The sequence below is a fragment of the Halorubrum sp. AD140 genome, from assembly GCF_034497445.1.
Taxonomy (GTDB): domain Archaea; phylum Halobacteriota; class Halobacteria; order Halobacteriales; family Haloferacaceae; genus Halorubrum.
Window position 1 is genome coordinate 1 of the sequence record NZ_JAXRUU010000044.1, and the last position, 26,171, is coordinate 26,171.

At 70.3% G+C, this 26,171-nt stretch carries 32 protein-coding genes and 1 pseudogene; 16 read left to right on the forward strand and 17 right to left on the reverse strand.

Translation table 11 applies throughout. The annotated features are described in order from the left end of the window. Positions 1 to 321: Beta-galactosidase C-terminal domain (locus tag U4E84_RS11410; protein WP_322532220.1), on the forward strand; the 321-nt coding region annotated here is incomplete at its 5' end. Positions 322 to 374: 53 nt separating this feature from the next. On the opposite strand, the gene U4E84_RS11415 is transcribed toward U4E84_RS11410, so the two are convergent. Continuing rightward, positions 375 to 1,406: a glutathione S-transferase family protein gene (locus U4E84_RS11415; protein ID WP_322532221.1), complete on the reverse strand. Its 1,032-nt coding sequence runs from the start codon at positions 1,404 to 1,406 to the stop codon at positions 375 to 377. Between the two features lie 180 nt (positions 1,407 to 1,586). Here U4E84_RS11415 and U4E84_RS11420 point away from each other — a divergent pair, with 180 nt between their 5' ends. The 4 genes from U4E84_RS11420 to U4E84_RS11435 all read left to right on the forward strand — a co-directional run bounded on the left by U4E84_RS11420 (position 1,587) and on the right by U4E84_RS11435 (position 5,102). Continuing rightward, on the forward strand, positions 1,587 to 2,243 hold the full coding sequence (locus U4E84_RS11420; protein ID WP_322532222.1) for a helix-turn-helix domain-containing protein: 657 nt from the start codon (positions 1,587 to 1,589) through the stop codon (positions 2,241 to 2,243). Positions 2,244 to 2,413: 170 nt separating this feature from the next. Continuing rightward, positions 2,414 to 3,340, forward strand: coding sequence for a methyl-accepting chemotaxis protein (locus U4E84_RS11425; RefSeq protein ID WP_322532223.1), 927 nt, complete (start codon positions 2,414 to 2,416; stop codon positions 3,338 to 3,340). A gap of 4 nt (positions 3,341 to 3,344) precedes the next feature. After that, complete coding sequence (locus U4E84_RS11430; RefSeq protein WP_322532224.1) at positions 3,345 to 3,767, forward strand: chemotaxis protein CheW; 423 nt, start codon at positions 3,345 to 3,347, stop codon at positions 3,765 to 3,767. A gap of 60 nt (positions 3,768 to 3,827) precedes the next feature. Next, positions 3,828 to 5,102 (forward strand): FAD-dependent oxidoreductase, encoded by a 1,275-nt coding sequence (locus tag U4E84_RS11435; RefSeq protein ID WP_322532225.1) that lies wholly within the window; start codon positions 3,828 to 3,830, stop codon positions 5,100 to 5,102. 18 nt (positions 5,103 to 5,120) lie between these two features. Here the strand turns inward: U4E84_RS11435 and U4E84_RS11440 are convergent, their stop codons facing one another. The 3 genes from U4E84_RS11440 to U4E84_RS11450 all read right to left on the reverse strand — a co-directional run bounded on the left by U4E84_RS11440 (position 5,121) and on the right by U4E84_RS11450 (position 6,181). Further along, positions 5,121 to 5,543: an Hsp20/alpha crystallin family protein gene (locus U4E84_RS11440; RefSeq protein ID WP_322532226.1), complete on the reverse strand. Its 423-nt coding sequence runs from the start codon at positions 5,541 to 5,543 to the stop codon at positions 5,121 to 5,123. Positions 5,544 to 5,546: 3 nt separating this feature from the next. After that, on the reverse strand, positions 5,547 to 5,702 hold the full coding sequence (locus U4E84_RS11445; protein WP_322532227.1) for a hypothetical protein: 156 nt from the start codon (positions 5,700 to 5,702) through the stop codon (positions 5,547 to 5,549). Positions 5,703 to 5,785: 83 nt separating this feature from the next. Beyond that, positions 5,786 to 6,181, reverse strand: coding sequence for a hypothetical protein (locus U4E84_RS11450; RefSeq protein ID WP_322532228.1), 396 nt, complete (start codon positions 6,179 to 6,181; stop codon positions 5,786 to 5,788). Positions 6,182 to 6,273: 92 nt separating this feature from the next. On the opposite strand from U4E84_RS11450, the gene U4E84_RS11455 reads away from it, so the two are divergent. Beyond that, entirely contained in the window at positions 6,274 to 8,151 is a 1,878-nt protein-coding gene (locus U4E84_RS11455) for a radical SAM protein (RefSeq protein WP_322532229.1), read from the forward strand. Positions 8,152 to 8,155: 4 nt separating this feature from the next. Further along, entirely contained in the window at positions 8,156 to 9,025 is an 870-nt protein-coding gene (locus U4E84_RS11460; protein WP_322532230.1) for an MBL fold metallo-hydrolase, read from the forward strand. Positions 9,026 to 9,056: 31 nt separating this feature from the next. On the opposite strand, the gene U4E84_RS11465 is transcribed toward U4E84_RS11460, so the two are convergent. Together U4E84_RS11465 and U4E84_RS11470 are read right to left on the reverse strand one after the other, a co-directional pair. Beyond that, complete coding sequence (locus tag U4E84_RS11465) at positions 9,057 to 9,677, reverse strand: HAD family hydrolase (protein WP_322532231.1); 621 nt, start codon at positions 9,675 to 9,677, stop codon at positions 9,057 to 9,059. A 171-nt stretch (positions 9,678 to 9,848) separates the two neighbouring features. Beyond that, the gene (locus tag U4E84_RS11470) at positions 9,849 to 10,331 is read right to left on the reverse strand and encodes a hypothetical protein (RefSeq protein WP_322532232.1); all 483 of its coding nucleotides are present in this window, start codon (positions 10,329 to 10,331) and stop codon (positions 9,849 to 9,851) included. A gap of 174 nt (positions 10,332 to 10,505) precedes the next feature. Here U4E84_RS11470 and U4E84_RS11475 point away from each other — a divergent pair, with 174 nt between their 5' ends. From U4E84_RS11475 to U4E84_RS11505, 7 genes are all read left to right on the forward strand, one after another. After that, entirely contained in the window at positions 10,506 to 11,381 is an 876-nt protein-coding gene (locus U4E84_RS11475; RefSeq protein ID WP_322532233.1) for a hypothetical protein, read from the forward strand. A 95-nt stretch (positions 11,382 to 11,476) separates the two neighbouring features. Then, positions 11,477 to 12,115 carry a halocyanin domain-containing protein gene (locus U4E84_RS11480; protein WP_322532234.1) on the forward strand — a complete coding sequence of 213 codons (639 nt, stop codon included), beginning with the start codon at positions 11,477 to 11,479 and terminating at the stop codon, positions 12,113 to 12,115. Beyond that, positions 12,112 to 12,501: a hypothetical protein gene (locus U4E84_RS11485; protein WP_322532235.1), complete on the forward strand. Its 390-nt coding sequence runs from the start codon at positions 12,112 to 12,114 to the stop codon at positions 12,499 to 12,501. The genes U4E84_RS11480 and U4E84_RS11485 overlap by 4 nt, the downstream gene beginning before the upstream one ends. Before the next feature lie 7 nt (positions 12,502 to 12,508). Next, positions 12,509 to 13,318: a cytochrome bc complex cytochrome b subunit gene (locus tag U4E84_RS11490; protein ID WP_322532236.1), complete on the forward strand. Its 810-nt coding sequence runs from the start codon at positions 12,509 to 12,511 to the stop codon at positions 13,316 to 13,318. Between the two features lie 4 nt (positions 13,319 to 13,322). After that, positions 13,323 to 14,111 (forward strand): cytochrome bc complex cytochrome b subunit, encoded by a 789-nt coding sequence (locus U4E84_RS11495; RefSeq protein ID WP_322532237.1) that lies wholly within the window; start codon positions 13,323 to 13,325, stop codon positions 14,109 to 14,111. A 46-nt stretch (positions 14,112 to 14,157) separates the two neighbouring features. Further along, positions 14,158 to 14,589 carry a hypothetical protein gene (locus U4E84_RS11500; protein WP_322532238.1) on the forward strand — a complete coding sequence of 144 codons (432 nt, stop codon included), beginning with the start codon at positions 14,158 to 14,160 and terminating at the stop codon, positions 14,587 to 14,589. A gap of 4 nt (positions 14,590 to 14,593) precedes the next feature. Then, positions 14,594 to 14,872, forward strand: coding sequence for a hypothetical protein (locus U4E84_RS11505; RefSeq protein ID WP_322532239.1), 279 nt, complete (start codon positions 14,594 to 14,596; stop codon positions 14,870 to 14,872). Between the two features lie 355 nt (positions 14,873 to 15,227). Here U4E84_RS11505 and U4E84_RS11510 read toward each other — a convergent pair whose 3' ends face one another. From U4E84_RS11510 to U4E84_RS11550, 9 genes are all read right to left on the reverse strand, one after another. Next, complete coding sequence (locus U4E84_RS11510) at positions 15,228 to 15,671, reverse strand: hypothetical protein (protein ID WP_322532240.1); 444 nt, start codon at positions 15,669 to 15,671, stop codon at positions 15,228 to 15,230. A gap of 24 nt (positions 15,672 to 15,695) precedes the next feature. Next, positions 15,696 to 16,505 carry an ATP-NAD kinase gene (locus U4E84_RS11515; RefSeq protein WP_322532241.1) on the reverse strand — a complete coding sequence of 270 codons (810 nt, stop codon included), beginning with the start codon at positions 16,503 to 16,505 and terminating at the stop codon, positions 15,696 to 15,698. A gap of 56 nt (positions 16,506 to 16,561) precedes the next feature. After that, positions 16,562 to 17,878: a M28 family metallopeptidase gene (locus U4E84_RS11520; RefSeq protein WP_322532242.1), complete on the reverse strand. Its 1,317-nt coding sequence runs from the start codon at positions 17,876 to 17,878 to the stop codon at positions 16,562 to 16,564. A gap of 77 nt (positions 17,879 to 17,955) precedes the next feature. Next, positions 17,956 to 18,618, reverse strand: coding sequence for a DUF420 domain-containing protein (locus U4E84_RS11525; RefSeq protein WP_322532243.1), 663 nt, complete (start codon positions 18,616 to 18,618; stop codon positions 17,956 to 17,958). 92 nt (positions 18,619 to 18,710) lie between these two features. Further along, positions 18,711 to 19,763 carry an NAD(P)-dependent glycerol-1-phosphate dehydrogenase gene (locus U4E84_RS11530; RefSeq protein ID WP_322532244.1) on the reverse strand — a complete coding sequence of 351 codons (1,053 nt, stop codon included), beginning with the start codon at positions 19,761 to 19,763 and terminating at the stop codon, positions 18,711 to 18,713. A gap of 93 nt (positions 19,764 to 19,856) precedes the next feature. After that, complete coding sequence (locus tag U4E84_RS11535) at positions 19,857 to 20,549, reverse strand: LysE family translocator (RefSeq protein ID WP_322532245.1); 693 nt, start codon at positions 20,547 to 20,549, stop codon at positions 19,857 to 19,859. A gap of 145 nt (positions 20,550 to 20,694) precedes the next feature. Continuing rightward, a complete protein-coding gene (locus U4E84_RS11540; RefSeq protein WP_322532246.1) occupies positions 20,695 to 21,354 on the reverse strand; it encodes a metal-dependent transcriptional regulator in 660 nt (219 codons plus the stop codon). Between the two features lie 78 nt (positions 21,355 to 21,432). Continuing rightward, positions 21,433 to 22,215 carry a DUF2103 domain-containing protein gene (locus U4E84_RS11545; protein WP_322532247.1) on the reverse strand — a complete coding sequence of 261 codons (783 nt, stop codon included), beginning with the start codon at positions 22,213 to 22,215 and terminating at the stop codon, positions 21,433 to 21,435. Positions 22,216 to 22,253: 38 nt separating this feature from the next. Beyond that, positions 22,254 to 22,694 (reverse strand): hypothetical protein, encoded by a 441-nt coding sequence (locus tag U4E84_RS11550; RefSeq protein ID WP_322532248.1) that lies wholly within the window; start codon positions 22,692 to 22,694, stop codon positions 22,254 to 22,256. 95 nt (positions 22,695 to 22,789) lie between these two features. On the opposite strand from U4E84_RS11550, the gene U4E84_RS11555 reads away from it, so the two are divergent. Together U4E84_RS11555 and U4E84_RS11560 are read left to right on the forward strand one after the other, a co-directional pair. Beyond that, the gene (locus tag U4E84_RS11555; RefSeq protein ID WP_322532249.1) at positions 22,790 to 23,500 is read left to right on the forward strand and encodes a hypothetical protein; all 711 of its coding nucleotides are present in this window, start codon (positions 22,790 to 22,792) and stop codon (positions 23,498 to 23,500) included. Then, positions 23,497 to 24,150 carry a hypothetical protein gene (locus tag U4E84_RS11560; RefSeq protein ID WP_322532250.1) on the forward strand — a complete coding sequence of 218 codons (654 nt, stop codon included), beginning with the start codon at positions 23,497 to 23,499 and terminating at the stop codon, positions 24,148 to 24,150. The genes U4E84_RS11555 and U4E84_RS11560 overlap by 4 nt, the downstream gene beginning before the upstream one ends. On the opposite strand, the gene U4E84_RS11565 is transcribed toward U4E84_RS11560, so the two are convergent. Both U4E84_RS11565 and U4E84_RS11570 read right to left on the reverse strand, forming a co-directional pair. After that, positions 24,147 to 25,319 (reverse strand): TRC40/GET3/ArsA family transport-energizing ATPase, encoded by a 1,173-nt coding sequence (locus U4E84_RS11565; protein ID WP_322532251.1) that lies wholly within the window; start codon positions 25,317 to 25,319, stop codon positions 24,147 to 24,149. The two genes, U4E84_RS11560 and U4E84_RS11565, sit on opposite strands and share 4 nt — an antisense overlap. Before the next feature lie 526 nt (positions 25,320 to 25,845). Next, positions 25,846 to 26,171, reverse strand: a pseudogene (locus U4E84_RS11570) (hypothetical protein); the annotation flags it as partial.

A 26,171-nucleotide genomic window follows, 5' to 3' on the forward strand; every position in this document is an offset into this window, starting at 1 on the left:
GAGGTCGCGGGAGGGGACGGCGAGGGCGACGGTCCCAGAGGGGACGGCGAGGGCGACGGTCCCAGAGGGGACGGCGAGGGCGACGGTCCCAGAGGGGTCCGTGAGGGCGACGGCCGCGGTGATGCGGTCGGCGACGCGGTCACCGCGTACGCGCGTGAGGACGAACGCGGACGGTACGTCGTCGTCCTCAACTTCGCCGACGCCCCCGCGTCGGTGTCGCTCGGCGAGCCGGTCGAGCCCACAGACCTGCTCACAGGCGACGCGGTCGCCGACGGCGACGAGTTCGCGGTCGCCGACGCCGTCGTGCTTCGCGCGGCCTGACGGCCGCCGACGCCTCGGCCTCGCCGGTCGAGGAGGCGGGCGGTCTGCGCCGCTCAGTCGTCGGCGAGCGGCGTCGGCGGCGATCCGGCGAGCCGGTCGCGGTCGTGAGGGGCGTCCCAGTCGAGGTCGGGGCCGCGCGCGACGATCCCGGAGGGCGTCACGTCAGGGTGAGTCGTGTAGTAGTGCTCCTTGATGTGGTCCATGTTCACCGTCTCGGCGACGCCGTCCGTTTGGTAGAGGTCGCGGACGTACGGCCAGAGGTGCTCGTACTGGTGAATGAACTGCTCGTTGCACATGAAGTGGGTGTGGTACACCTGGTCGAACCGGACCAGCGTGGTGAACATGCAGACGTCGGCCTCGGTGAGCGAGTCGCCGACGAGATAGCGTCGATCCGCGAGGTGGGCGTTCCAGCGGTCGAGCGCGTCGAACAGCTCGTCGACCGCCTCGTCGTACGACGCCTGCGACGTCGCGAAGCCGGCGCGGTAGACGCCGTTGTTGACCGGCTCGTAGATCTCGGTGATGACCTCGTCGACGTCCGCGACGGTCGCGGGGTCGTCGGGGCCGGGCAACAGCGACGCGCCGTTGCCCAGGTCCGCGAACGCGGTCGAGAGGGTGCGGAGGACTTCTCGCGACTCGTTGTTGACGATCGTCTCCTCTTCGGTGTCCCACAGCACGGGGACGGTCACCCGGCAGGTGGCGTCGGGGTCGGCCGCGACGTACAGCTCGCGGAGGTAGTCGCTGTCGTGGAGCTTGTCGGGCGTACACCCCGCCTTCTCGGGGGTGAACTGCCAGCCGTCCTCGGCGCGATACGGGTCGACGACGGAGACGCCGATGGCGTCCTCCAGGCCGAGCAGCGCCCGCGCGATCAGGGTGCGATGCGCCCACGGGCAGGCGCAGGAGACGTACAGGTGGTACCGCCCCGTCTCGGGTTGGAACCGCTCGTCGGGCTCGGCGTCGACGTGGTCCGGCACGTCGCTGCCGGCGATCCAGTTCCGGAACGTCGTCTCTCCGCGCTGGAACGATCCGTCCTCGTCGGTCGACTCGTACGCGTCCGTTCGCCACTCCCCGTCGACGAGTTGGTTCATACCGATCAGACGGGCTCGAGCCCAATAACGTGGGCGGGGGACGGCGGGTCACCGGCCGACACTCGATAGTGACGGGAACGTCGACGCCGTTCATCACATAGGTTTATACGCGATCACGTTCTGTGTTCTTCTGACACAGCCTACCGCGTTACCGCGGTTTTACCCACAGCCAAACCGACGATGACCGTCTTCGCCAACGTCGAGATCGCTCCGGGCGATTCAGCGCTCGGCGAACTCGTCGCGCCCGATACCGACTCCGTGTATCGCGTCCCGTTCGTGCTCTGTTCTGACAGTTCGGTCGTCTTGTACGCGTTCGTCGGTGACGAGGGGTCCGGTTCGGCCGTCGAATCGCTTCGCAACAGCGCGTCCGTGACGTCAGTTCGGGTCGTCGATCACGTCGCGAGCTCGCGGCTCGTCACGATCGCGGTCCCGCTTCGTCCCGAATCGCCGATGGAGCACCTCGCGAGGTCGGACGTCGAGATCGTCGAGGCGGTCGGTACGGCCGAGGCGTGGCTGTTTCGCGTTCGGGCTCCCGCTCGCGATTCCATCCGCGAACTCGCGCAGCGCGGTGGGGAAGAGCGGGACGTCCTCCGCGTCGGTCGGGTGTTCGAACCCACGTCCGGGTCCGAGCGCGTCGAAGCCGCGCTCACCCCCCAGCAGGAGACGACGCTCCGGACCGCGCTCGATTGCGGGTACTTCCGCGTTCCCCGGGAGACCTCGCTCAAAGAGCTGAGCGAGGAGCTCGCCGTCTCAGACTCGGCGGTCTCACAGCGTCTCCGTCGCGGAACGGGCGCGCTCCTCTCGGCCGAATTCGGGACGGCGAACCGCGATCGATGAGGCGGGGACGTCGCCGTCGCGAGCGCGTTTCGGGCGGTTGGAGGTCTCTCCGTGACTGCGACCGGTGAGCCGCAGTCATCAAGGTGCGTTCTTCGTTCTGATAACTGAGTTCGAGCGTCAAGCGCCGATTATCACACATGTTAGACGGGGAGACATACATAAATACCAACATGTGGTGGATCGTGGTGATGGCGACCACGGAGACCGACGATCAACCCGCGGAGCTGGCACGGAACCACGAGGACGACGACGTCGAAAACGCGGCGCACGCGCTTTCGGAGCTACAGAGCGCGTCGGAGGACATCGCCGTCAGAACCGAGGAGATCGCCGCCTTGTCCCGCGAACAGGCCGAGGGAATGAGCGAGGTCAGAAACGAGGTCTCGGACATGAGCGCGGCCGTCGAGCAGATCGCGTCGTCGGCCGAGGAGGTCGCGAGCGAGGGCGAGCAGGTGAACGAGCTCGCCTCCGAAGGGCGCTCGGCCGCGCGCGACACGCGGACGGCGATGGCGCGGATCGACGACTCGTCCACCGAGGTGAGCGAGCGAGTGCATCGGATCGACGACAGCGTCGAGGAGATCGACGACATGGTCGCAGTGATCAACGACATCGCCGACCAGACGAATCTCCTCGCGCTCAACGCGTCGATCGAGGCCGCTCGCGCCGGCGAGGCGGGGGCGGGGTTCGCGGTCGTCGCCGAGGAGATCAAATCGCTGGCCGAGAAGTCTCAGCGGCGCGCGAACGACATCGAAGAGCTCGTCGACGGGATCCAACACAACACCAAGCGGGCCGTCGAGGGGCTCGAAGACAACGAGAAAGCGGTCGAAAGCGGGATCGAGGAGGTCCAGTCGACGCTGACGATGTTCGAGGAGATCGGCGATTCGGTCGGCGAGCTCAACGTCGGCGTCGAGGAGGTCGCGCACGCGACCGACGAACAGGCCGCGAGCACCGAGGAGATCGCCTCGATGATCGATCAGACCGCGTCCAACGCCGAGGAGATAAGCGACGAGACGGACAACATCAGCGCCGCGGTCGAAGAGCAGTCGTCGATGGTCTCCGAGGTCAGCGATGGGTTCCAGGGACTCATCGAGGAGGAGTGAGACGATGGTCGAACCGTTGGGAGAGCTCCTCGAGTTCCGGTTGGGAGACGAGCGGTACTGCCTCGACATCGCGTACGTCGACGAGATCGTCACGACGACCGAGATCCGGCCGATCCCGAACGCCCCCGACCGCGTCGTCGGCGTCACGGATCTCCGCGGCCGGACGACGACCGTCGTCGACCCGGGTATCGTGTTGAACGTCGACGGCGAGCGCGACCACACGCACATCGTCGTTCTCGACGGCGACGAACTGACCGACACCGAGGGCACCGTCGGCTGGCTCGTCGAGGACGTTCGGCGGGTCATCACCGCCTCGGACGACGACGTCGATCGCACGCCCGTGATGGACGACACGCCGGTCGCGGGCGTCGTCACGAACGACTCCGAGTTCGTCGTCCAGCTCGACCCCCGCACTGTCGCCGCGTGAGCGATTTCCGCCGTCCTCCGCGGGCGGCGCTTTTATTTCCTCGAAGCGAACAGCGACCGCATGACACGATCCACGTCGGCGCCGGAGCGAGACTCGCGGTCGGAGACCGATTCGCCCTCGATCGCGGTCGTCGGCGGCGGCGCCGTCGGCGTCACCGCGGCCGTCGACCTCGCGTCCCGCGGCGCCGACGTGACGCTCTACGAGCGCGGCGACCTCGCCGCGGAGAGCTCCGGTCGCGCCGCCGGGGTGCTGTACGACGCGTACGCCGAGGACGTCGACGCCGCGCTCGCGGCGCGCGCGATGGAGCGGTTCCGATCGTTCGGCCGGTCGCTGCCCGGCTTCACGTTCACGCCGTGCCCGTACGTCATCGCCGTCCGCGAGGGCGACCCGGACGCCGACGCCGTGCCGTCGATGGTCGACCGGATGCGCGCGCACGGCCGCGACGTCTCCGTGGTCGACCCGTCGGATCTCGCCGACAGATTTCCGATCTCGGTCGACGACCTCGCGGTCGCCGCGGTCGCCGAGGGCGCGGGCTGGTGTGACCCCGCGAGCTACGTCGCCGCGATGGGTCGGCGGGCGCACGACGAGGGGGTCGCGGTCGAGACCGGGACGGCCGTCTCGCTGACCGACGGCGACGTCACCGCCCTCCGGGTCGACGCGGAGGGCGGGAGCGCCCCCGAGACTCGCGAGTTCGACGCGGTCGTCGTCGCCGCCGGCGCGCACACCGCCGACATCCTCGCCGGCGCCGGGATCGCGGTTCCGGTCGTCCCCTACCGCGTGCAGGCGCTGACGAGCCGGATCGCCTACGACGGCCCGATGGTCTACGACGCGACCGCGGGCGTCTACCTCCGGCCACACCCGACCGGCCTGCTCGCCGGCGACGGGACGGAGCCGGTCGCGGCCGACCCGGAGGAGTACGACCGCGCGGGCGACGACTGGTTCGTGGAGTCCGTCTCCGAGACGCTCCGCGAGCGCGTCGACGCCGTGGGCGGGGAGGGACCGGACGTGGAGCGGGCGTGGGCGGGGCTCTGCACGGCGACGCCGGACGGCGACCCGCTCGTCGGGCCGGTCGGGCCGGTCGGTGACGAACGGCGCGGCCGCGTCGACGGCGCCGACCGCCTGTTCGTCGCCGCCGGCTGGCAGGGACACGGGTTCATGCGCGCGCCGGCGACGGGGGAGCTCGTCGCCGAGGGCGTGCTGGCGTCGCTCGGTGGGGACGAGTCAGAGGCCTCGGCGTCGCCGTGGATCGACGCCTTCGCTCCCGACCGGTTCGACGGAGACGAGACGGTCGAGATCGTCGAGGGGATGTCGATCGAGGGACGGCTCGAAGGGTGAAAGCGCGAGCGGGCCGGTTTAGTCCTCGTCGTCCTCTTCGACGACCTCGACGTCCTGCGCGTCCTCGTCCTTCGGGATCTCGACCTGGAGCGTCCCGTTCCGCGTCAGTGTCGCGTTCGCCCCCTGGGGCGTCACGTTCGCGTCGCGGGGGAGATCGGCGCTCCCGGAGAGGGAGGCGCCGCGGCCCGGGAACAGCATCTCGTGACCCTCGTAGAAGTCGCGGAACCTGTCGATCTTCACCTCGACGGTGTGGTCGAGGAACGTCACGTTCAGGTCCTCACCGCGGGCGCCGGGGGCGTCGAAGACGACGAGGTAGGCGTCGTCGCTCTCGAGGAGGTCGTACGAGAGCGGTCGGCGCTCCTGCATCCTGCTCCACCCGCGGCCGACGCTCTCGAGGACGCGGCGGACGGCGGACCGCCCCGCCTCGACGAATCCGCTCACGGATTACACCTCGATCTCGACGAGGTCGCTCCCGCCGCAGTACGGGCACGACAGGTCCCCGACGGCGTGGTCGTCGGGGACGTCGTACGTGTAGTGGTTCTCGAACATGTCGAGCTCGCAGTCGTCGCTGACGCATTTGATCTCCATCGTCGATGGCATATACGACACTGTTGTGTCGGCGAGGGCTTAAACGACGTGGCGGCGGTCGGGTCCGAGTGCACCCGTCGGGTCGTCGGGGCCGATCAGGTCCCGGCTCCGCGGAGCCGTTCCGGAACGACCGTGCGCTCGGCGAGGAACACGATGAGCGTCCCGAGCGCGACGCCCGCGAAGAAGCCCGGACCGTACGGAAAGAGGCGCGGCGCGAACGCGAGCGCGACGCCGAGCCAGACCGACGCAACGAGAACCAGCGCACCGAACGCGACGTGCGTCAACGTCTCGATCCGCTCTCGCGGCAGCCTGTCCCGCGTCGCCCACGCGAGCGGGCCGAGGACGACGGCGGTGACGACCGCCCACGCGGTCGCGACTCCCCAGGGGTGCGGGTCGGCGCCGTAGAACTGCGTCGCGGCGAAGGCGCACACTCCGCAGAGTGCGACGTACCGCACGATCCGCTGCCGGGGAGCGGGCGTCTCGGAGGGCATGTATCCCGCTACCGAACGGTCCGACATAAGCGATCGGCCCGCCCCCCGCTTCCGCACGCTTTTCCCGTCTCGGCCGACTACGGGTGGGCAACATGACAGACTCGCCCGCGTCGGACCGGGGCTCGCTCCCGCCCGACCCGAACGACCTCTCCGTCACCGTCGTCGACGGCTACGTCGACGAGCCGGCGCACTTCGGCGTCCCTCCGTACATCTCGACGTACCCGCGGTACACGGCCGGCGCGCTCGTCGACGCGGGCGTCCCCGAGGCGCAGATCACGTACCACACCATCGACGAGCTGCGCGAGGACCGGGGCAAGCGCGCCGACGTCGCCGACGCCGACCTCATGGTGTACGTCGGCGGGATGACGGTCCCCGGCAAGTACGTCGGCGGGACCCCCGCGGAGCCGGACGAGGTCCGGGAGCTGGGCTGGACCGCCGACGGCGTCACCCTGCTCGGCGGCCCGGTGCGGTTCGGCGTCGGCGAGGAGAACGCGGGCGCGACGGAGACCGAGCGCGACGACCTCGACTACGACTTCGTCGCCATGGGGGACGTGGAGGCGGCCGCGTACGACCTCGTGCGCGAGGGGTTGGAGGGGTTCGGCAACCGGATGCGCGACAACGCCGAGATCGACCGGTGGGCCGAGAAGGGGGCGTTCGTCGTCGAGCAGCACCCCAATCACCCGGACTACCTCATCTGCGAGATGGAGACCTCCCGCGGCTGCGCCTACCGGTGTTCGTTCTGCACGGAGCCGCTGTACGGGAGCCCGGCGTTCCGCGAGGCGCGCTCGGTCGTCGAGGAGGTCGACGCGCTCTCAGACCGGGGGGTCAGGCACTTCCGGCTCGGGCGACAGGCCGACATCCTCGCGTTCGGCGGGGACGGCGAGGCGCCGAACCCGGACGCGCTCCGCGAGCTGTACGGCGGGATCCGCGAGGTCGCACCCGACCTGCGGACGCTCCACCTCGACAACATGAACCCGGTGACGATCACGGACTACCCGGAGGCCTCCCGCGAGGCGATCCGGGTCATCGCCGCCCACAACACGCCCGGCGACACCGCGGCGTTCGGACTTGAGTCGGCGGACTCGGTCGTCCAGGAGCAGAACAACCTGCTCGTCACGGCCGAGGAGTGCCTGGAGGCCGTCCGCGTCGTCAACGAGGAGGGCGGGTGGCGGCCGGGCGACGCCCCGGAGACGACCCCGGGCCCGGACAACCGGGTGGTCGGTCCCTCCACCGGCCCCGACGCCTCGCCGCGGCTCCCGAAGCTCCTCCCCGGGATCAACCTCGTCCACGGGCTCGCGGGCGAGCGCCCGGAGACGTACGAGCACAACAAGCGGTTCCTCCGGACCGTCTACGACGAGGGGCTCATGCTCCGCCGGATCAACATCCGGCAGGTGATGGCGTTCGCCGGCACGGAGATGGCCGAGACGGGCGCGGAGATCGCCCAGGAGCACAGAGACCAGTTCCAAGCCTACAAGCGCGAGGTGCGCGAGACGGTCGACAACCCGATGCTCGACCGGGTCGTTCCGCCGGGGACCGTGCTCCCGGACGTGTACCTGGAGTACCATCAGGACGGGAAGACGTTCGGCCGCCAGCTCGGCACGTACGCCCTGCTCGTCGCCGTGCCCGGCGAGCGCGAGCTCAGGACCGCCATCGACGTGGCGATCACGGACCACGGCTACCGCTCGGTCACGGGGGTCCCCTACCCGCTCGACGTCAACGCGGCGTCGATGGACGAGCTAACCGCGATCCCCGGGATCAACCGGAGCAAGGCGGGCGACGTCGTCGTTGGCCGCCCGTACGACTCGGTCGAGGCGGTCGACGCCGGCGTCGCCGACCTCTCGCGGTTCGCCGTCGCCGACGACGTCGACGTGCCGATCCCCGGCCGAGAGCGCGCCGGGTCCGGTCCCGGTCCGGCCGCGCGCTCCCCGCTCGACCGGCGCGACGGCTCCTCGGTCGGACGCGGGGACTGAGGCGATGGCGGACTCGAACCCGGAACCGCGGGTCGCCCGCGTCCCGGTCCCGGTCGACACCCGCGCCCCCGGCGGGGCGACGAACGCCCACGTCGCCGGAGGGCTCCTCGTCGACCCCGCCGCCCGCACCGACGCGCTCGACGCCGCGGTCGGACTCGGCGGGGCGGGAGGCTCCGGCGGCGAGCGGAGCGAGGAGGACGGCGGCACCGCGATCGACGCGATCGCGGTCACGCACACGCATCCGGACCACGTCGGCGCGGTCGCGGAGTACGCGGAGCTCACCGACGCGCCCGTCCTCGCGCACGCCGGCCACGCCGACCGGTTCGCGGCGGCGACCGGCGTCGAGCCGGACGGGACGTTCGGGGACGGAGAGGCCGTGGGAGAGACGAGCGTCCGCGCGGTCGACACGCCCGGCCACGCGCCGGACCACGTCGCCTTCGAGTTCGCGGAAGAGAGGGGAGGCGCCGACGACGGTGACCCCTCCCGCGCGCTCCTCTGCGGCGACCTCGCCGTCGCCGAGGGGAGCGTCGTGGTGGGCGCTCCCGAGGGAGACCTCGGCGAGTACCTCGACGGCCTCGAACGCGTCCGCGACGCCGGCTACGACCGGCTCTATCCGGGACACGGCCCCGTGATCGACGACCCCGAAGGCGTCTGCGACCGGCTGATCGAACACCGACTGAACCGCGAGCGGGCGGTCCTCGCGGCGGTCGAGTGTGGCGCGCGCGACGTCGACGCGGTCGTCGACGCCGCCTACGAGAAGGACTTGACCGGCGTCGCGGACCTCGCGCGGGCGACCGTCGTCGCGCACCTGAAGAAGCTCCTCGCGGAGGGACGGCTCGACGAGGAGTGGGCGGACCGGCTCGCCCGCGAGTGACGTCGAAAAGCGACGTACGCGAAAAGCGGCGCTACGGCTCGGCCTCGAGCTCGGCCGCGACCGCCTCCAGCGGCGTCTCCGTCACGTCCACGAAGCGGCCGCCGACGTCGACGACGCCGCCGTCGGTCGCGGGGTCGTCGCCGACGTGGACCAGGGTCGCCGGCGCGACGCCGAGCGCGTCGGCGGCGGCCTCGAACGCCTTCGGGTGCGGCTTCCGCCAGCCGCACCCGACGCTCGTCGTGACCGCGTCGAACTCGCCGCGGAGCCCGGCGCGGATCAGCGTCTTGGGGACGAGCTCCGGCACGGCGCAGTTCGAGAGGAGACCGACCGGCCCCTGCTCGGCGACGTCGCGGACGGCGGTCAGGGCGCCGTCGCGTCTGGTCACATCCGGGTCGAACGCCGCGACGACGGCGTGCCGAACGACGTTGTCGGCGGCGTCGACGCCGCGGGAGTCGAGCGCGTGCGCGACGTGCGCCGGGAGCGGCACCTCGGCGCCCGCGGGGGCGTCCACGTGTCGCTCGCCGTACGCGACGTGCCAATCGTCCGGCACGGCGACGCCGCGGGACTCCAGTTCGCGCGCGACGATCTCCGCTGGGTCGGACGGATACTCGACGTCGACGAGGGTCCCGAACAGGTCGAAGGTGACTGCCACGATGTCCCTCCTAGGGGCAAAACAGGATTGAACTTGTCGGTCTCGAGGGGAGCTGTCGAACCGACGGCGAGCGAGACGACACGGAGTCCCGACGGGCGAGACTGGGCCGGCCGTCCCGATGGACGAGACTGGGCCGGCCGTCCCGACGGACGAGACGGCACCGAAATCGCCTCACAGCAACGGGGCGACGTGGAGCGAGTAGAACCGGTAGAGCCCCGTCAGCCACGCGCCGAGCCACAGGAGCATGAACCCGGCCACGCCGACCCGGAGCCGGGCGCGCCAGTAGCCCATGTTCTCGTGGATCTCGTCGATGTCGACGTCGGGGTCCTCGTAGGCGTCGGCGCCGCGTTTCGCCTGGAAGATCCGGACGATTCCGGTGAGCGCGAACGCCAGCAGCGCGTACGCCTGCAGCCCGAGGAACGCGTGGATCACGGCGAGCCCGGTCAGCCGCCTGAAGAGGCGCGGCAGCATCCACACGACGACCGGGAGCGTGGTCAGCGCCAGTCCGGTGACGATGTACCGGAGGTGGTGCGTGAGCACGTTCCAGCTCACGGTCTCGGCGTCGATCATGATCCACGCCCCGTAGAGGAGGAACGGGAGGCTCGACGTCACCGACAGTCCGGCCAGCGCCGCGAGGACCGACTCGTCAACCATCGACCGGGGCTTCGGACTCGGGCGCGTAAAGCTCCCCGATCCGTCGCTCGTGCCGCGCCGTCGCACTCCATCGACGTGCGCTCCGCTCCCGGAGACTGTGCGTCCGTCCCCCTCGACGAGCGCGGTCGTCCGCGGACGAAAACAGTTAGCGTCCGGAGCCCGTACGCCCGGGCGATGGAGGACACCTCGACGGGATCGGAGCCGGAGCCGAAACCGGATCAGGCACCGGGCGAGCTCGACGGCGAGGCCGCGTCTCGGACCCGCGAGTCGACCGCCGAGGGGGAACCGGTCGCCGGGTCCGAGGTCGACGCCGCCGCGGCGGCGTCCTCGGGCTCCGACGCTTCAGACGACCTCGACGAGCTCCGGCGGCGGGTCGAGGAGGAGTACGACTTCGACGACTTCGGCCCCGCCGACATGGCGCAGATGAGCGCCGAGGAGTGGGACGCCGCCTTCGACCCGGACTCGTGGATCACGGGAGACAGACTGCTCGACCGCGCCGAGGCGGAGCTGAAGTCGCGGATCGCCCGGCGAGAGGTGTTCGGCGTGTTAGAGCGCGTGCGCACCGACGGCGAGGAGCGCGTTCTCGTCTACTCCGACGAGGGGTACGCCATCCTCCGTTCGACCGGCGAGGTGACCGGCCAGGGAACGGTGCTCCGAGACGTCGAGCCGATCGTCGCGCTGGCGGCGATGGAGTCGTACGACGTGCCCGAACCCCCGGACGACTGGTCGCTTCCCCACCCCGACACCGTGCCGGAGGGCTCCGGCGAGTTCGGAAACCTGATGATCCAGGTGATCGCCGTCGTCCAGGTGCTCGCCGGGGCCGCGCTGCTCGTCGCCTCGCTCGTCGCCGACCTGAACACGATCGTCGCGCCGGTGATTGGGCTGCTGTTCCTGCTGATCGGCGTCTTTCTGTTCGCGATGGTGGCGAACGCGCGGCTCTCCGACCGGTTTCGATCCGAAGAGTACCGCGACCGACTGCGGGCCCTCCGCGAGGCGAAAGAGCGACCCGACTTCGTCCCCGTCGAAGGCGACGACGAAGGAGAGGGATGAACCGCCGATATCAGGGGGTACAACCCCTGTAAACCGGTCTACGTCGGCGGGTTCAGTCGGTGGGTTTAAGCGCACCCCGTCCTGAGTGAACCTGTATGAAAAGGCGGGATTTCGTGCGGACGGCCGGTGGTGCCACCGCGGCGGCCGCGGCCGGCGTCGGGGCGACCGGAACGGCCGCCGCACAGGAGGAAGAGCCTGACTGGCCGAGCGGCGCCAGCGGCGGGAACGGGGGGTCCTACGAGGACCTTCGCGGCGAGAGCGAGGTCACAATCGCGGTGGGCGCGGGCGACGACGGGCTCGCGTTCGACCCGACGCTGGTGTGGGTCGACACGGGAACGACGGTCACGTGGGAGTGGACCGGCAGCGGCGGCAGCCACAACGTGGTGACCGTCGAGGGTCCGGCCGAGCTCGACAGCGGCGACCCGGTCGGCGAAGAGGGAACCACCTACGAGGTCGAGTTGGGCGAGGACGCCGCGGGGATCACCCACTACCACTGCGCCCCCCACGACGCGACCGGCATGCACGGCGGCATCGCCGTCGGCGAAGACGTCGAGACCGTCGAATCGGGCGGTAACACCGGCTGGCCCGAAGAGATCTCCCACGTCGGAGTTCCCCTGCACGCACACTGGGTCGGGATCGCCGCAATCCTGGGCATCTCGCTCACGTTCGTGTTCACGTTCTACCTGCTGAAGTACGGCGAGTCGGCCCACACCGGTCACGGAGGTCGTCAATGAGCTCGGGCGGGTCGTCGTACGGCGACATTCACCGGTACGAGCCGGCACGCGAGAGCACCGCGGCCGCGATCGCGATCGTGATCCTCACCGTCATCGAGGTCGTGTTCGTCGGGCTGTTCGTGTACGGGCTCATGTCCGCGTGGGCCTCGACCGAGTTCGGGAACATGTTCGCTGGCGCGCTGCTGGCGATGATCTTCATCGACCTCGCGTTCATCCTGCTTCTGTACCGCAAGGAGTTCCTCCCCGACGTGATGATCGTGAAGAAGCGACGTCGCAAGTGGGAGGACCTCTACGTCCGCGAGGACGAGAAAGACGGCGTCGGGATAGACACCGGAAACGCCATGGAGACCCTCAAACGGGCGGTCTACCCGTACTACAAGAAGTGATTCCACGATGAGCCTCAAGAAACAAGACGAGATGGACCACAACGCGTGGCTCAAGAAGCAGGACCTGACGGTCATCGAGACCGCGTTCCTCACCACGCTCATCTGGCTGGACAAGCGGCTCCGGATCGTCGACTACCTCGAGCTGCTGGAGACGATGTACTACCGCGCGAACCTCCAGATGCCGAAGAGCCACACGGAGCAGTACGACCTCGACAACAAGTTCTGGTACTGGTACCCGCTGTACTCGCTCGGGTCCCTGTCGATCGTCGCGTACCTGGTCGCGGCGGTCTCCGGCGCGGTACTCGGGTTCTACTACTCGCCCTCGACCGCCGGCGCCGCGGCGCAAGGGGACCCCACGGCCGCGTACGACTCACTCGTGTTCATCATGAAGGACGTCCAGTTCGGGTACATGCTCCGGTCGATCCACCGCTGGTCGGCCCAGTTCATGGTGGCCGCGGTGTTCCTGCACATGCTCCGGGTGTACTTCACCGGCTCCTACAAAGAGCCGCGTGAGGTCAACTGGATCCTCGGCGTCATCCTCATCGCCCTGACGCTGCTCTTCGGGTTCTCCGGCTACGTGCTCCCGTGGAAGCAGCTCTCGTACTGGGCGGCACAGATCGGCGTCGAGATGGCGCTTGCGACGCCGCTCGTCGGCGAGTGGGCGGCACAGCTCATGTTCGGCGGGTTCACGCTCGGACAGGCGACGCTCGTGAGAATGTACATCCTGCACGTCTTCGTGCTGCCGTTCGTGGTGACCGGGCTCATCGCCCTCCACGTCGGCATCGTCTGGGTGCAGGGGATCGCCGAGCCGCACTAATCCAATGACCGACGAAACTACCCCCATGACCGACGGAGGCACCGACGAGGAAGCGCGCACCGACGGCGGCCCGCCGGCGACGGTGCCGCCGGACGACGAGACGCCCACCTGGACCGAGCGCAAGGAGCACTCGCAGGGGCTCGCACAGCTCACCTATCAGTACTTCGAGCGCTCCCGCCGCGAGGACGAGGACCTCCGCGCGGAGTCCACGTACGTCGAGCGCGACGTGCTCGGCTTCCCCACGTGGCCCCACGAGACGATCCGGAACCTCGCGATCGCGAGCTTCTTCGTCGGGATCATGATCCTGATCGCGGCGCTGATGCCGGCGCACTTCGGCGACCCGGCGAATCCGGGCTCGACGCCCTCGATCATCCTTCCGGACTGGTACCTCTACTGGTCGTTCGGACTGTTGAAGCTCAATCCGATCAACCCGGAGCTCGCCGTGCTGGGCGGCAACATCGCCATGTCGAACGAGCTGCTCGGGATCGTCGCTCACGGGGTCATCTTCGGCGCCATCACGCTCGTGCCGTTCCTCAACAAGGGGAGCGCGCGACGCCCCGTCGAGCAGCCGTTCTGGGCGGCCGTCGGCGTGACCGGCGTCATCCTGTCGATCACGCTCGCGGCGCTCGCGATCCAGAACTTCTTCCCGATCTCGCTGGACCTGCTGCTCACCCTGACGTTCATGCTTCCGCTCGCCGGCGGCATCATCACCTACGCGGTGTTGAAGACGATGCGCGAGGGGTACATGTACGACCTGAACCGGCGGTACTACATGCTGCGGCCGCCGAAGTAACGCCCTCGAACCACCATCCGTTCGCCGTCCCGTTCTCCACGATTCGATGTCTCCATCCACCGACGACGACGACACACAGGCGTTCGACGAGACGGGCGACCCGATCCCAAAGGGGGACCGAGCGGACCCGCGCAACGAGCCGACCGGCCCGCAAGTCGGCCCCGACGGACGGGAAGTGGTCGTTCCGTTCCGTCTGTACAAGGCCGTCACCGTCTTCTCGACGCTCGCCGCGGTGGTCGCGTACCTGATCGGGTTCACGCTCGTCGACGCCGCGACGCTACAGATCAGCTTCGTCCGGACGACGATCGTCTACCTCCTCAACAGCGCGGGGATCTACCCGTCGGACGACGTGCTGGTCGCCACGCTGGCGACCGTCGGCATCGGATTCATCGTCGTCGGGACGGCGGTGTACGTGCTCGGAACGCGGTTCCGCGGGCGCGGGATGGGAAAGTCTCAAGACGACGCCGACGAAACGTGAGGTAATGGCAGACGAGTTCATGAAGGGGTTCGCCCTGTTCGCTATCGGCGGCCTCGGCTGGCTCACGTTCGGTGGATGGTATCGCACGCCCTCGTACTACGAGGTCGTCCAGCTGGTCAACCCAGCAGAGGGCGTCGAGAGCGCTTACGGCGAGATCGGGCTCGTCGCGGGCGACGCGCTCTTCTGGGTGATGGTCCTCGGTGCGCTCACGTTCTGGGTGCTGATCCCGGCGAGCCGCGAGCTGCGCGACGCCCTCGACGACGACGGCGAAGCCGCGAACTGACCGGTCCCCGTCTTATCCTGCGACCGTCTCGTCCTGCGATCGTTCCCGCAGTTCTGTGACTCGTCCTGCGACTTCTCGTGTCGTCCTGCGACCTCCCGTTACGTCCCGCGACCTCCCGTTACGTCCCGCGACCGTCTACCTCGGCTTGCCGTCTCTCACGCGGTGCGGCTCGTCGGGTGGTCCACAACAGGCCACACCGTCGAGTCGCTTCCTCGGCGACGACGCGAGAACCGACGACGCGCTCGCTGGCAGTCGCTCGTGGACGGGCGACGGCAGAGAACGAGGCTGCGGCGATTGAAGAACGCGACGAGACAGCGCGGTGGAGGAGCCTCGCATCACCGGCCGATCGGGCCGGCTATGCGACGACGAACTGATTCCAGATGCCCGACACGAGGAAGAACAGCGAGTAGTACCCGACGAACACCATGACGAGCAGCGAGGCGACGATCGAGCTCTTGGGCGCCTCGATCGGCATGTCGTTGCGCGCCTCGACGTTGCGCGCCTCGAGCTCGAAGAGGTCCGCGATCAGCATCGTGATCACGAGCACGGAGAGGATCACGCCGCTCACGGGGGCCTCGAGCACGAACAGGAAGCTCAACAGCACGAGCCCGATGTTGGTGAACGCGTGCGGCGTGTACGGTTCGACGCTGTCGCCGTCGGCGCCCTGTTCGACGTGGCGTCGGTGCGCGAGGTGGCGCGTCGCGAGGTTCGCCACCCCCATCACGAGGAGCGCGTACGGCAGCACCGGTCCGACCGCGGACAGCCAGCCGAGGGGAACGAGGAACTGCAGTGGATCCATACCGACACATCCGGCCACGAGTTATTAGAGTGTTTCCGATCGCCGCGCTCGGTTCGCTCCTCCGAGCACGACGAGCGCGACCCGGTCGGCCGCTTCGATCGCGATCGACCGGTGCGGAGCGACGGCGCCGCGCTCCGCGCCGTCGACCACGATCGACACCGGCTCCGCCTCGCGTTCGACCGTCACTCGCAGACGGTCCGCGGCGATCCACGCGTCGGTCCGCGTGCTGAACGGCGCGATCGGCGAGACGGAGAGCCCGCCGCCGGGCTCGACGACGGGAGCGCCGGCCGCGGCGGCGTACCCGTCGCTCCCGAGCGGCGTCGCGACGACGACGCCGTCCGCGCGGAACGTCTCCTCGGCTCGCCCCGGAAACCCGACCGCGAACTCGGAGATCCGAGCGGGCTCTTGGGTGACGAGCGCGGCGTCGAAGACGGCGCGCGCCGTCGAATCGGGTCCGGCGTCGACGGTGAGGACGGGGTGCGTCACGCGTCTGGCCCCTTCGACGGGGGGATCGTCGGACGCGCGCGTCGCCTCGGCGAGAAGGTCTCGTAGCCGTCGCTGCGCCGCGGCGGCGTCGACCGCGAACCGACCCGAACCGACAGGGATCACCGGTGCGTTCGGCGCACCGACCAGGACTGCGCGGAGCGAGTCGGCGCCGACTGGAACGATCGCGTCCGGCGGGTCGTCGCCTCCCGGCCGGCAGTCCGCGCTCGACGGAGCGTCCGTCCCGACGGCGTCGACGACGCGGTAGCTGAGGGCCGCGACGGCGTCACGAAGCGCCGCTGCCAGGTCGCCCTCGCCGACGACGGCGACGCGACGGTCCGACGGGTCCATACGCGAGGGGTGCGGCCGGCGCCCGTGAAAACCTCCCGGTTCGCGTCGGGGTGTCCCTAGAACGGCCAGTCGCCAGTGATCTTCATGCCGGTCGCCTTCCCTTCCCGTTCGAGGGCGGCCGCGATCTCGTCACGGTCCCGCCGCTCGGTCGTCACGGACTCGTCGGCGAGTTCGACGACGAGCTCGGTCAGCAGGATCGACTGTTCGCGGAGGTTCCGCGACTCCAGCTTGTCGAGCGTGTCGGCGCCGGTGTGGCCCCAGCCGCGTCCGCGTCCCTCCGTCTCGCCGGAGACCATGTATCCGGGAATCCCGCGTTCGACGAACGGCCAGTGGTCGCTGTGGGGGACCAGTTCCTCGCCCAGCGAGACCGGATGGTCGAACCGCTCGCTCACGCGCTCGGCGGCCGCCTCCAGCGCGTCGAAGCCGTGATGGTCGAGTCTGAGGGTGCGGCCGAACACGTTGCTGTCGACGTTGACGACGGTCGCGATCCGGTCGGGGTCGATCTCGTTCGCGTACCGCGAGGAGCCGACGAGCCCGACCTCCTCGGCGCCGAAGCCGACGAGCCGGACCCGCCGGTCGAGCTCGTCCTCGCGGGCGGCGAGCGCGCGGGCGACCTCGACGACCGTGGCCGTGCCGGCGCCGTTGTCCATCGCGCCCTCGGCGATGTCGTGGGCGTCGACGTGCGAGGAGACGACGAGGTACTCGTCGGTGTCGGGGCCGATCTCGGCGACGACGTTCCCGCTCGTCGCGTCCGGGGTCGCACAGTCGACGGCGACGGTCAGCTCGTCGCCCTCGTGTCGGCGGGCGAGTCGGGCGCCGGTCTCCTTCGAGACGCCGACCGCGGGGATCTCGCCGACGGGCGCGTCCGCGGTGCCGACGCTGCCGGTCGGGGGGAGCGTCCCCTCGACGTGATTGGCGAAGACGAAGGCGGCGGCGCCCGCCTCGACGGCGTGGTAGTACTTCTCGCGGCGGTGGATAAAGCGGTCCACGGAGTCGGGGGTGTCCGAGGAGACCATCACGACGCGTCCGTCGAGGTCGCCCTCGAAGTCCGCGGGGACGCCGTATCCGAGGTCGACGAACTCGCCGGTCGACTCGCCGCTCGGGCTCCGCGGGAGCGCGATGCAGGCGTTCATCCCGGAGGCGACCGTCTCGTCGCCGACCCGGATCGCGCTGTCGCCGCGCTCCCAGCCCTGTATCTCGAACGGCTCGATCCGGGCGTTGCGCGCGCCGGCGTCGGCCAGCGCGTCGCGCGTCAGCTCCAGCCCCTCGCGCTCGCCGTCGGTGCCGGCCATGCGGCTCCCGACGTCGACGAGGGCTTCGAGGTGGGTCCAGCCGGCGTCGCTCGTGAAGGTGTCGCCGATCCAGTCGGTCATGCGTGTCGGTGCGGCGGCGGCGAGTCAAGCGTTTCGATGGCGGCGGCCGGTGCCGGGGGTCGGGCCGGGAGGGCCATTCAGACCCCGAAAACGACCGGGAGCAGGGCCGTCGCGGCCTCCGCGGCCGCGAACGTCGAGTCGTACAGGTGGTTCAAGAGGAGGTAGGTGACGACGCCGAGGGCGAGCGAGAGGATCCACGCGCTCGCGGCGATCCGCCCGACGCGGCGGTGCGGCGTCTCGTTCCGGAGCTCTCGCTCCGTGTGCGTGAGCCCGAGGACGATCGCGTAGAGGACGACCGGGACGGAGATCACCGAGAGCAGGATGTGGACCGCGAGCATGACCAGGTACGCCGGGTACACCCACTCCCACAGGGGAACCCAGCCGTACGCGGAGTCCAGGACGAACTCCTTCGTCCCGCCGCCGGCCACCTTCGGGAGGTACATCCCGAGGAAGAGGAGGATGAGGGCGAAGGAGGTCGTCATCGCGGCGGCGTGTTTCTTCACCTCGTCCTTTCGGATCCAGTACCAGCCGAGCGAGAGCGTGACGACCGCGACGGTGTTGACGACGGCGATGCCGTGCGCGAGCAGGTCGACGGTGCCGCGAGTCAGCGTCGGGAACAGCGCCTGGAACTCGGGAACGAGGAAGACGCCGCCGACCGCCCCGTAGCCGACGATCGTGAGAAGCACGGTGATCGCGCCGGCCCGTTCCTTGGCCCGGTCGCGAACGCTGGCGGTGGACATATCGGAGGAAGGGAACCGAGCGGTAAGTCGGCTTCGGGTGCTCCCGCCGGTCGGGACGGCCCGCTTCGAACTGCCTCCCGGGACGGTCCGGACTACCGATCGATGACCCCGGTCGCCGTCGCGACCTCGATCGCGGCCTCCTCGTTGATCCCGCCCTGGAGGATCGTGTAGCGGTCGCGGATCTCGTGGGCGGTCGTCAGCGCGGCGAGCAGCTCCTCGTCGTCGACGCCGAGCTCGGCCGCGGTCGTCGGCGCGTCGAGCTCCGCGAGCGCCTCGCGGATCGCGCTCCACCGCCCGTTCTCGCCGCTGTGGAGGTACTCCGTCATGATCGAGGCGACGCCGACCTGGTGTCCGTGGAGCGCCTTCCCTGGGGCGATCCGGTCGAGCTGGTGGGAGATGAGGTGCTCCGCGCCGGAGGCGGGCCGCGAGGAGCCCGCGATCGACATCGCGACGCCGGAGGAGACGAGCGCCTTCACGACGACCCACGACGACTCCTCCAGGCCGGGGCGGATCATGTCGGCGTTCTCGACGAGCAGCTCCGCGGTCATCTCCGAGAGCGCGCCCGCGTACTCGCTGTACTCGACGTTGCGGAGCCGGCGGGCGAGCCGCCAGTCCTTCACCGCGGTGTAGTTGGAGATGATGTCGGCACAGCCGGCGGTGGTGAGCCGCCATGGGGCGTTCGCGAGCAGCGTCGTGTCCGCGACGACCGCGAGCGGCGGGTCGGCGGCGACCGAGTGGCGCGTGTCGCCCTCGGGGATCGAGGAGCGCCCCGAGACGATCCCGTCGTGGGAGGCGACCGTGGGGACGGAGACGAAGCCGACGTCGAGGTGGTCGGCGGCCATCTTCGCGATGTCGATCGGCTTCCCGCCACCTAAGGCGATCAGGTACCCGGGATCGACCGCCTCGGCGGTCTCGGTGAGCTCCTCGACCGCGTCGAAGGAGGCCTCGTCGACGACGGCGGTCGCCGCGTCGTCGAACTGCGCGCGCACCCGGTCGCCGGCGATCTCGTTCGGCGTCGGGCTCGTGACGATGAGCGGGCGCCCCGTGAGGTACAGCTCGCCGACCGCGGCGCCGAGGTCGTCGATCACGTCGTGACCGACGAGCACGTTGCGCGGGAGCTTGATCCACGTGGACTTCTGGAACATATCGGCCGGTCGCGCTCACGGGTCAAAGCCGTTGTCCATGCGGGTCGGCCGTGGTCGGGTGCGGGGAACCGTCGAGCGCCGGCCGCCGGCCCCTCACCACGCGAGCACGGTCGTCGCCGCGTCGAAGAGGAAGAAGACGCCGAACCCGCCGAGCACGAGCGCCGAGCCGACGGCGACGGCCGGACCGATCGCCTCGAGGCGGCGCTCCGCCGCCGCGAGGCCGATGGGGAAGAGCGTCACCCACCCGAGCACGCCGAGGAAGAACCCGCCGAGCAGCGCGGGCGATCCGGTCGCGACCACCAGCGTTCCGGCGAGGGCGTCGCCGACGAGCGGGAGCGGTTCGAGGACGTCGAGCTCGCCCGACCGCAACATCCCGACGCCGACCGTGAGCCAGAACAGTACCTGAAACGGGTTCGTCAGCGCCAGCGCGAGCGCCTTCCTGAACCCGTTTCCCTCCTCGCTCAGGGGGTCCTCGCCGGTCGTCGGCCGAAACGACTCGCGCGCGCCGCGCGCGGCCCCGACCGCGAAATAACACATCAGGCAGCCGCCCACGGCGATCATGGCGGTCTGGAGCCGCGGGGCGGACTGGATCACCGAGGCCACGCCGAGGTACGCGAGCACGAAGAACAGGAAGTCGGCGGTCGCCGCGCCGAGCCCCGCGCGGGTGCCGGCCCCCCACCCGCGAAACACCGCCTCCTCGGCGATGACCGCGTTCATCGGGCCGGGCGGAGCCGCGAGCGCGAGTCCGAAGACCGCGCCGACGGCGAGGGTGGCGACCGTGTTCACGTCAGCGTACAGGACGCTTCGCGTGAAAAGCCTCGCGGCCGAGAGGTGGAGCGGCGGAGCGGCGGCGGAGCGGCGGAGCGGCGGAGCGGCGGAGAGGCGGCGGAGCGGCGGAGAGGCGGCGGAGCGGCGGAGAGACCCCTGTCGACTACTCCGCGTCCTCGACGCGGATCGATCGGGCGATCTCCGCCGGGAGGCTCTGCTCGCCGCTCCCGGTCGTCACGGTCACCATGCCGAAGGGGGCGACGTCGACGACCTCGATCTCGGTCCCCGGCGTGATCCCGGCGTCGGCGAGGTAGTCGAGCTCGGCCTCGTCGCGGTCGGAGACGCGCGTGACGATTACCCGGTCGCCCTCGGCGCGGTCGGAGAGCCGCGGGCCGCTCCCCTCGTCGACGGGCTCGAGGTCCGCCCCCGGGATGGGGTCGCCGTGAGGATCGACGGCGGGGTTCCCGAGCGACTCGGCCACGCGGCGCTCGAACTCCTCGGAGATGTGGTGCTCCAGGGCGTCGGCCTCGTCGTGGACCTCGCTCCAGTCGTAGTCGAGCCTGTCGGCGAGGAACGCCTCGAGCAGCCGGTGGTGTCGGACCACCTCCAGCGCGACCGCCTCGCCCTCCGCGGTGAGCTCCGCGCCCTGGTACGGCTCGCGCTCGACGAGCCCGCGCTCCTCCAGCTTCCCGAGCATGTCCGTGACCGACGGCGGAGTCTTCTCGAGGTACTCCGCGATCGCGGACGTCGAGACGGGCGGCCCCTGCTCGGACTGGAGGACGTATATCGCCTTCAGGTAGTCCTCCATCACGTCGCTCAGCATTTATAAGCGATCGCGGCCGACGGCGGAAATACCTACCGGGAGTCCCCCGGACTGCGGCCGGTCCACCGGGGCGCCCGCTCACTCGTCTTGCAGCTCCGCGTCCCGCAGGGCCTCGTTGAGGTCCTCGCGGACGCGTTCGCCCGTCTCGCGGTCCATCGCGGTGGTGACGATCCGGTTCTCCTGGACGCTGGAGCCGTCGCGGAGGAGCAGCCGGACGTTCCCGTTGGTCCCTGCGCGGGTCGCCTTCGCGCGGAGCCCCGTGCGCGACCCGGTGCCGCCGGCGTCGATGGGTCCCGGGACGATCTTCTTGACGTGGGGGTGTTGCGCGACCGTGCTCACCGCCTTCCGCCCCTTGCGGTCGCCGATCAGCGTCGAGTGCGAGCCGCCGATCTTCTCGCGCGGCGGCGTCTCGACCACCTCCAGCGCGCGGTCGCCGCGGCGGTCGAGCACCCACGAGACGACGGGGTTCACGTCGGCGTCGCGGTTCGGCGACGAGTCCGCGTCGCCGGCGCGCTCCGTTCCCGCCTCGGGGACGCGGTAGAACTCGTGGTGGACCTGCGCGCGCGTCTCGCGGAGCGGCTCGCGGGCGCCCGCGGCGTAGACGGTGTCGGGACGCTTGCGGCGGATCTCGTCGGCGACGCGGCCGGCGAAGTTGCGGAGCTGGACCTCGGTGAGCCGCTCGTCGGTCTCGGGCCGGGTCGTCACCGTCGTCTCCCCGACGGCCTCGTCTTCCTCGAGCATCGTCAGGCGCGCGCGGTCCTCGTCGAACTCGACGACGACCGCGTCGGCGTTGGCGGTGTTGCAGGTGAGACAGAAGTCCCCGGGCTTTCGAAGGGGGGTTCCACACCGCCGGCAGTTCATACCGGACGGAGGCGCGTGGCGGGTAAAAGGCCGTTCGTTCAGGGCTCCCCGTCCGGCCGACACGGCGCCTCCGCCGTCGCCCGGTGGCTCCCGAAGGCGACGGTCTCCTCGCGGATCCCCACGCGGGCTATCGTGCACGTCCCGTCGCGGTGGGCTCGGGTGTACCGGAACGCCTCGCTCGGCCCGGACGCCACGTCGACGCGCACCTCGTAGACGCCGATCCGATCCGCCCAGGCGTCGTTGCGGAACACGCCGGACCCGTCGCCCTCGTCCGCCGCGGCCAGCGTGTGCCGCTCGTCGAGCACCGTCGACCCGTCCCGCGTCACGCGGAGTTGCGTCTCAACCCGCTCACTCCGCCTGTTCACCAGGACGACGCCCCCGAGGTGGAGCCCGGCCGGCCCGAGGGCACCGAGGCATCCGGGGCCTGCCGCGAGGCCGGCGGTCGCCCCGGTGGCGAGCGCGAAACGCCGTCGGTTCATGCGCGGCGTTCGTCCGTGACCGACAAAAAGCCGGCCGGAACGCGGTCGCGTCCCGGAGGCAACCGATATTAGTGGGGGCCGACCTGAAGGGAGGTATGGACACCGACCGATCCGGGGCGGATCCTCCGGACGGGGACCTCGAAGCCGAGACCCACCGGGACCGTCCGGGTGGTCGAGACGTGCGGGAACCGGACGTCCCTGACGGAGCCGCCATCGAGGACCGGTTGGCGCGGCTGTTCCGCAGCGGGCGGACGAACGCGCTCGTGGCGTGGACGATGGTGGCGGTGCTCGTCGGCACCTTCGTCGAGAGCCTGCTCGGGTTCGACCTCCTTCCGATGATCCTCGCCGCCGCCATCACCGCCGTCGTGGTCGCGCCGGCGGTCGCGGCACGGGACCCGCGGGTGATGCCCCCGTGGGAGGTCCTCGGACTCGCGCTGTTGCCGGTGCTGGTACGCACGCTCCTCGGGGGCGAGCTGGGGACGTTCGCTACGTACCTCGCGATCGCCGCGTTCGCGCTGATCGTCACGGTCGAGCTCCAGATGTTCACCACGCTGCGCGTCACCCACTGGTTCGCCGTCCTGTTCGTCGTGCTGACGACGATGGCGACGGCGGCCGCCTGGACGCTGCTCCGATGGAACGCCGACCGACTGCTCGACACCGCCTTCCTGACGACCAACGAGGCGCTGATGGTCGAGTGGATCTACGTGACGCTGGCCGGACTCGCGGCCGGCGTCCTCTTCGACGCCTACTTCCGGCGACGCGGGGCGCGCCTCCGCCGCGCGATCGGACGGGTGGTGCGCCGATGAGCGTTCGCGGGGCCCTCCGCGCTCGCCCGTCGCTGCGGACCCAGCGGCAGCTCACCAGAGCGATGCAGCTGCTGCTCGCCGCCATCGTCATCTACGGCGTGGCCTTCGGGCAGCCGAAGGCGATCACCAACGGCGTGATCGGACTGTTCGTCACCTTCGTGCCGGCGCTGGTCGAACGCAACTACGAGATCCCGCTCGACCCGTGGCTCGGCGTGTGGATCACGACGGCGGTGCTGCTCCACACTATCGGGTCCGCCGGGTTCTACGCCCGCGTGCCGTGGTGGGACCACCTCACGCACGCGCTGTCCGCGTCGCTGGTCGCGGGCGCGGGGTACACGACGCTGCGCGCCGTGGACCTCCACAGCGACCAGATCCGGATCCCGCAGCGGTTCGCGTTCGTCTTCATCCTCGTGGTGGTGCTCGCGTTCGGCGTCGTCTGGGAGCTGTTCGAGTTCGGACTCGACATCGTCGCCGACGAGACGGGGATCTCGATGCCGCTCGCGCAGTTCGGGCTCGAGGACACCGTGGCCGACCTGACGTACAACTCCGTGGGCGCGCTGATCGTGGCGCTGTTCGGCCAAGCGCACCTCACGGGAGTCGCGGAGCGGGTTCGGGAATCGCTGTACGGAGCGTTGGAGGAGCGGCCCTAGCGCAGACACGCCGCGACGACCCGGAGCGCGGCCTCTCCGCGCACCTCGTTGGCGAGCAGCGGGACGCGCTTCACGTCGCGGCCGCGGAACAGCTCCGTCGCCCGCCGGAGCGCGCCCTGCTGGACCTCCCAGCGGCGCGCACAGAACTCGCAGGTCTCGGGGTTCGGCTCGACTATCCAGTCCGGGTCGATCGCCGACGCGTCGCCGCCGGTCGCGTCCCCGACCCCCTCCATCACCCGGTTGACGACCAGCGTGTTCACCGGGATGCCGAACTCGTCGAGGCGGGCGACCAGTCGCTCGGACTCGACGACGCTCATCTCCTCGGGGATCGTCACGACGCGGAAGTCGGTCTTCGCGGGGTCGCGCAGCACGGCCCGGAGGCGCTCGATCCGCTCCTGGAGCTCGTCGAGGTCGGCGGTGGGGTCGGGATCGTCGTCCCCGCCGCCGAACATCCCCTTGAGCCCGTCCATCATCCCGGCGAAGCGCTGACGGAGCTTCATCACGCGGCCGATCATCGAGTCCATGATCTCGGGGAGCTGGAGGAGCCGGAGGGTGTGCCCGGTCGGCGCGGTGTCGACGATCACCCGATCGAAGCGCGGGTCGTCGAGGTACTCGAGGAGCTGGCGCATCGCGGCCGCCTCGTCGGCGCCGGGCATCGTCCCGCCGAGCAGCGAGCCGAGCCCTTCCTCGGCTCTCCCGTCCTCCGCGTCGGCTCCGCCGCCCATCATCCCGCCCATCGCGTCGCCCATCTCGCCCATCCCGCCGAGGGGGTCGCCGTCGGCGCCGAACATCCCCTCCTCCATCGCGTCGTCGGGGTCGATCTCGGCGGCGTACAGGGGCACGTCCTCGCGGATGCGCGTCGGCTCCGCGGGAATGTCTGTCTCGTAGGTGTCGGAGAGGGAGTGCGCCGGGTCCGTGGAGACGACGAGGGTTCTGACGCCGTCCGCGGCCGATGCGAGTCCCGTCGCGGCCGCCATCGTCGTCTTGCCGACCCCGCCCTTCCCGCCGTAGAGGACGTACTCGGGCGCGTCGACGCCCGCGGGGAGGTCCGTGGCCGCGTCCGTCTCGGCTGGGAGGTCGGCGTCGGTGTCTGGCTCGGGGTCGACCGCGTGATCGTCGCTCTCGGGCTCCTCGACGCGATCCACGGGTTCGACGTCGATGTCGTCCATACGGGGTGGTGGGCGCGGCGCGTTTGTGTACCCGTCGGTATTACGGGGGAGACTGGTGGTATTCGGATCGCGAAGGACAGGTGACCGGAACCGTCGTTGCTATCGGTGTAAACACCTCCAAAGTCCCGGCCGATCGTTCATAAATAGTCGACCGCAGACCGTCGGTGAACACCTCCAAAGCCCCGGCCGATCGTTCATAAATAGTCGACCGCAGACCGTCGGTGAACACCTCCAAAGCCCCGGCCGCGACGACTCGCGCGGCTCGGTGCGCTCCTCGCTCGTTCGCTCCGCTCACTCGCTGCGGTGCTTCCGTCGCCGTGCGTCGTCCTCGCGGCTGCCCCTTTGAGCCCCACCCAACCGCACAGCACCGCGCCTCACGCCTCCCCAGCCTCGCGGCTCCCTACGGTCGCCGCGTCCCTCGCGCGTGCGACTTGCACCCTTCGGGTGCTCGTCGGCACGCGCCACCGCACCGCCGTTTGTTTATAAATAACCGCCGCTGCAGTCTGGTAGTATTTGTATATCTCAGCTACTCGCCCGCGCCGTCGCGCTCGACGGCCATCCCGAGGTCGGCCATCGCGTCGAAGAAGTCCGGGAACGAGACGTCGACGTGCTCGGCGCCGCGGATCGTCGTGGTGCCCTCGGCGGCGAGCGCGGCCACGGCGAGCGACATCACGATCCGGTGGTCGGCGCGGCCGTCGACGGTCGCCCCGCGCAGGTCGCTCTCGGAGCCGTGAATCGTGAGGACGTCCGGTTCCTCGGTCGTCTCGGCGCCGAGCGTCTCCAGCTCCTCGGCCATCGCGGCGCCGCCGATCTCGTCGAGCGCGGCGGCCGCTTCGTCCGGCGTCTCCACCG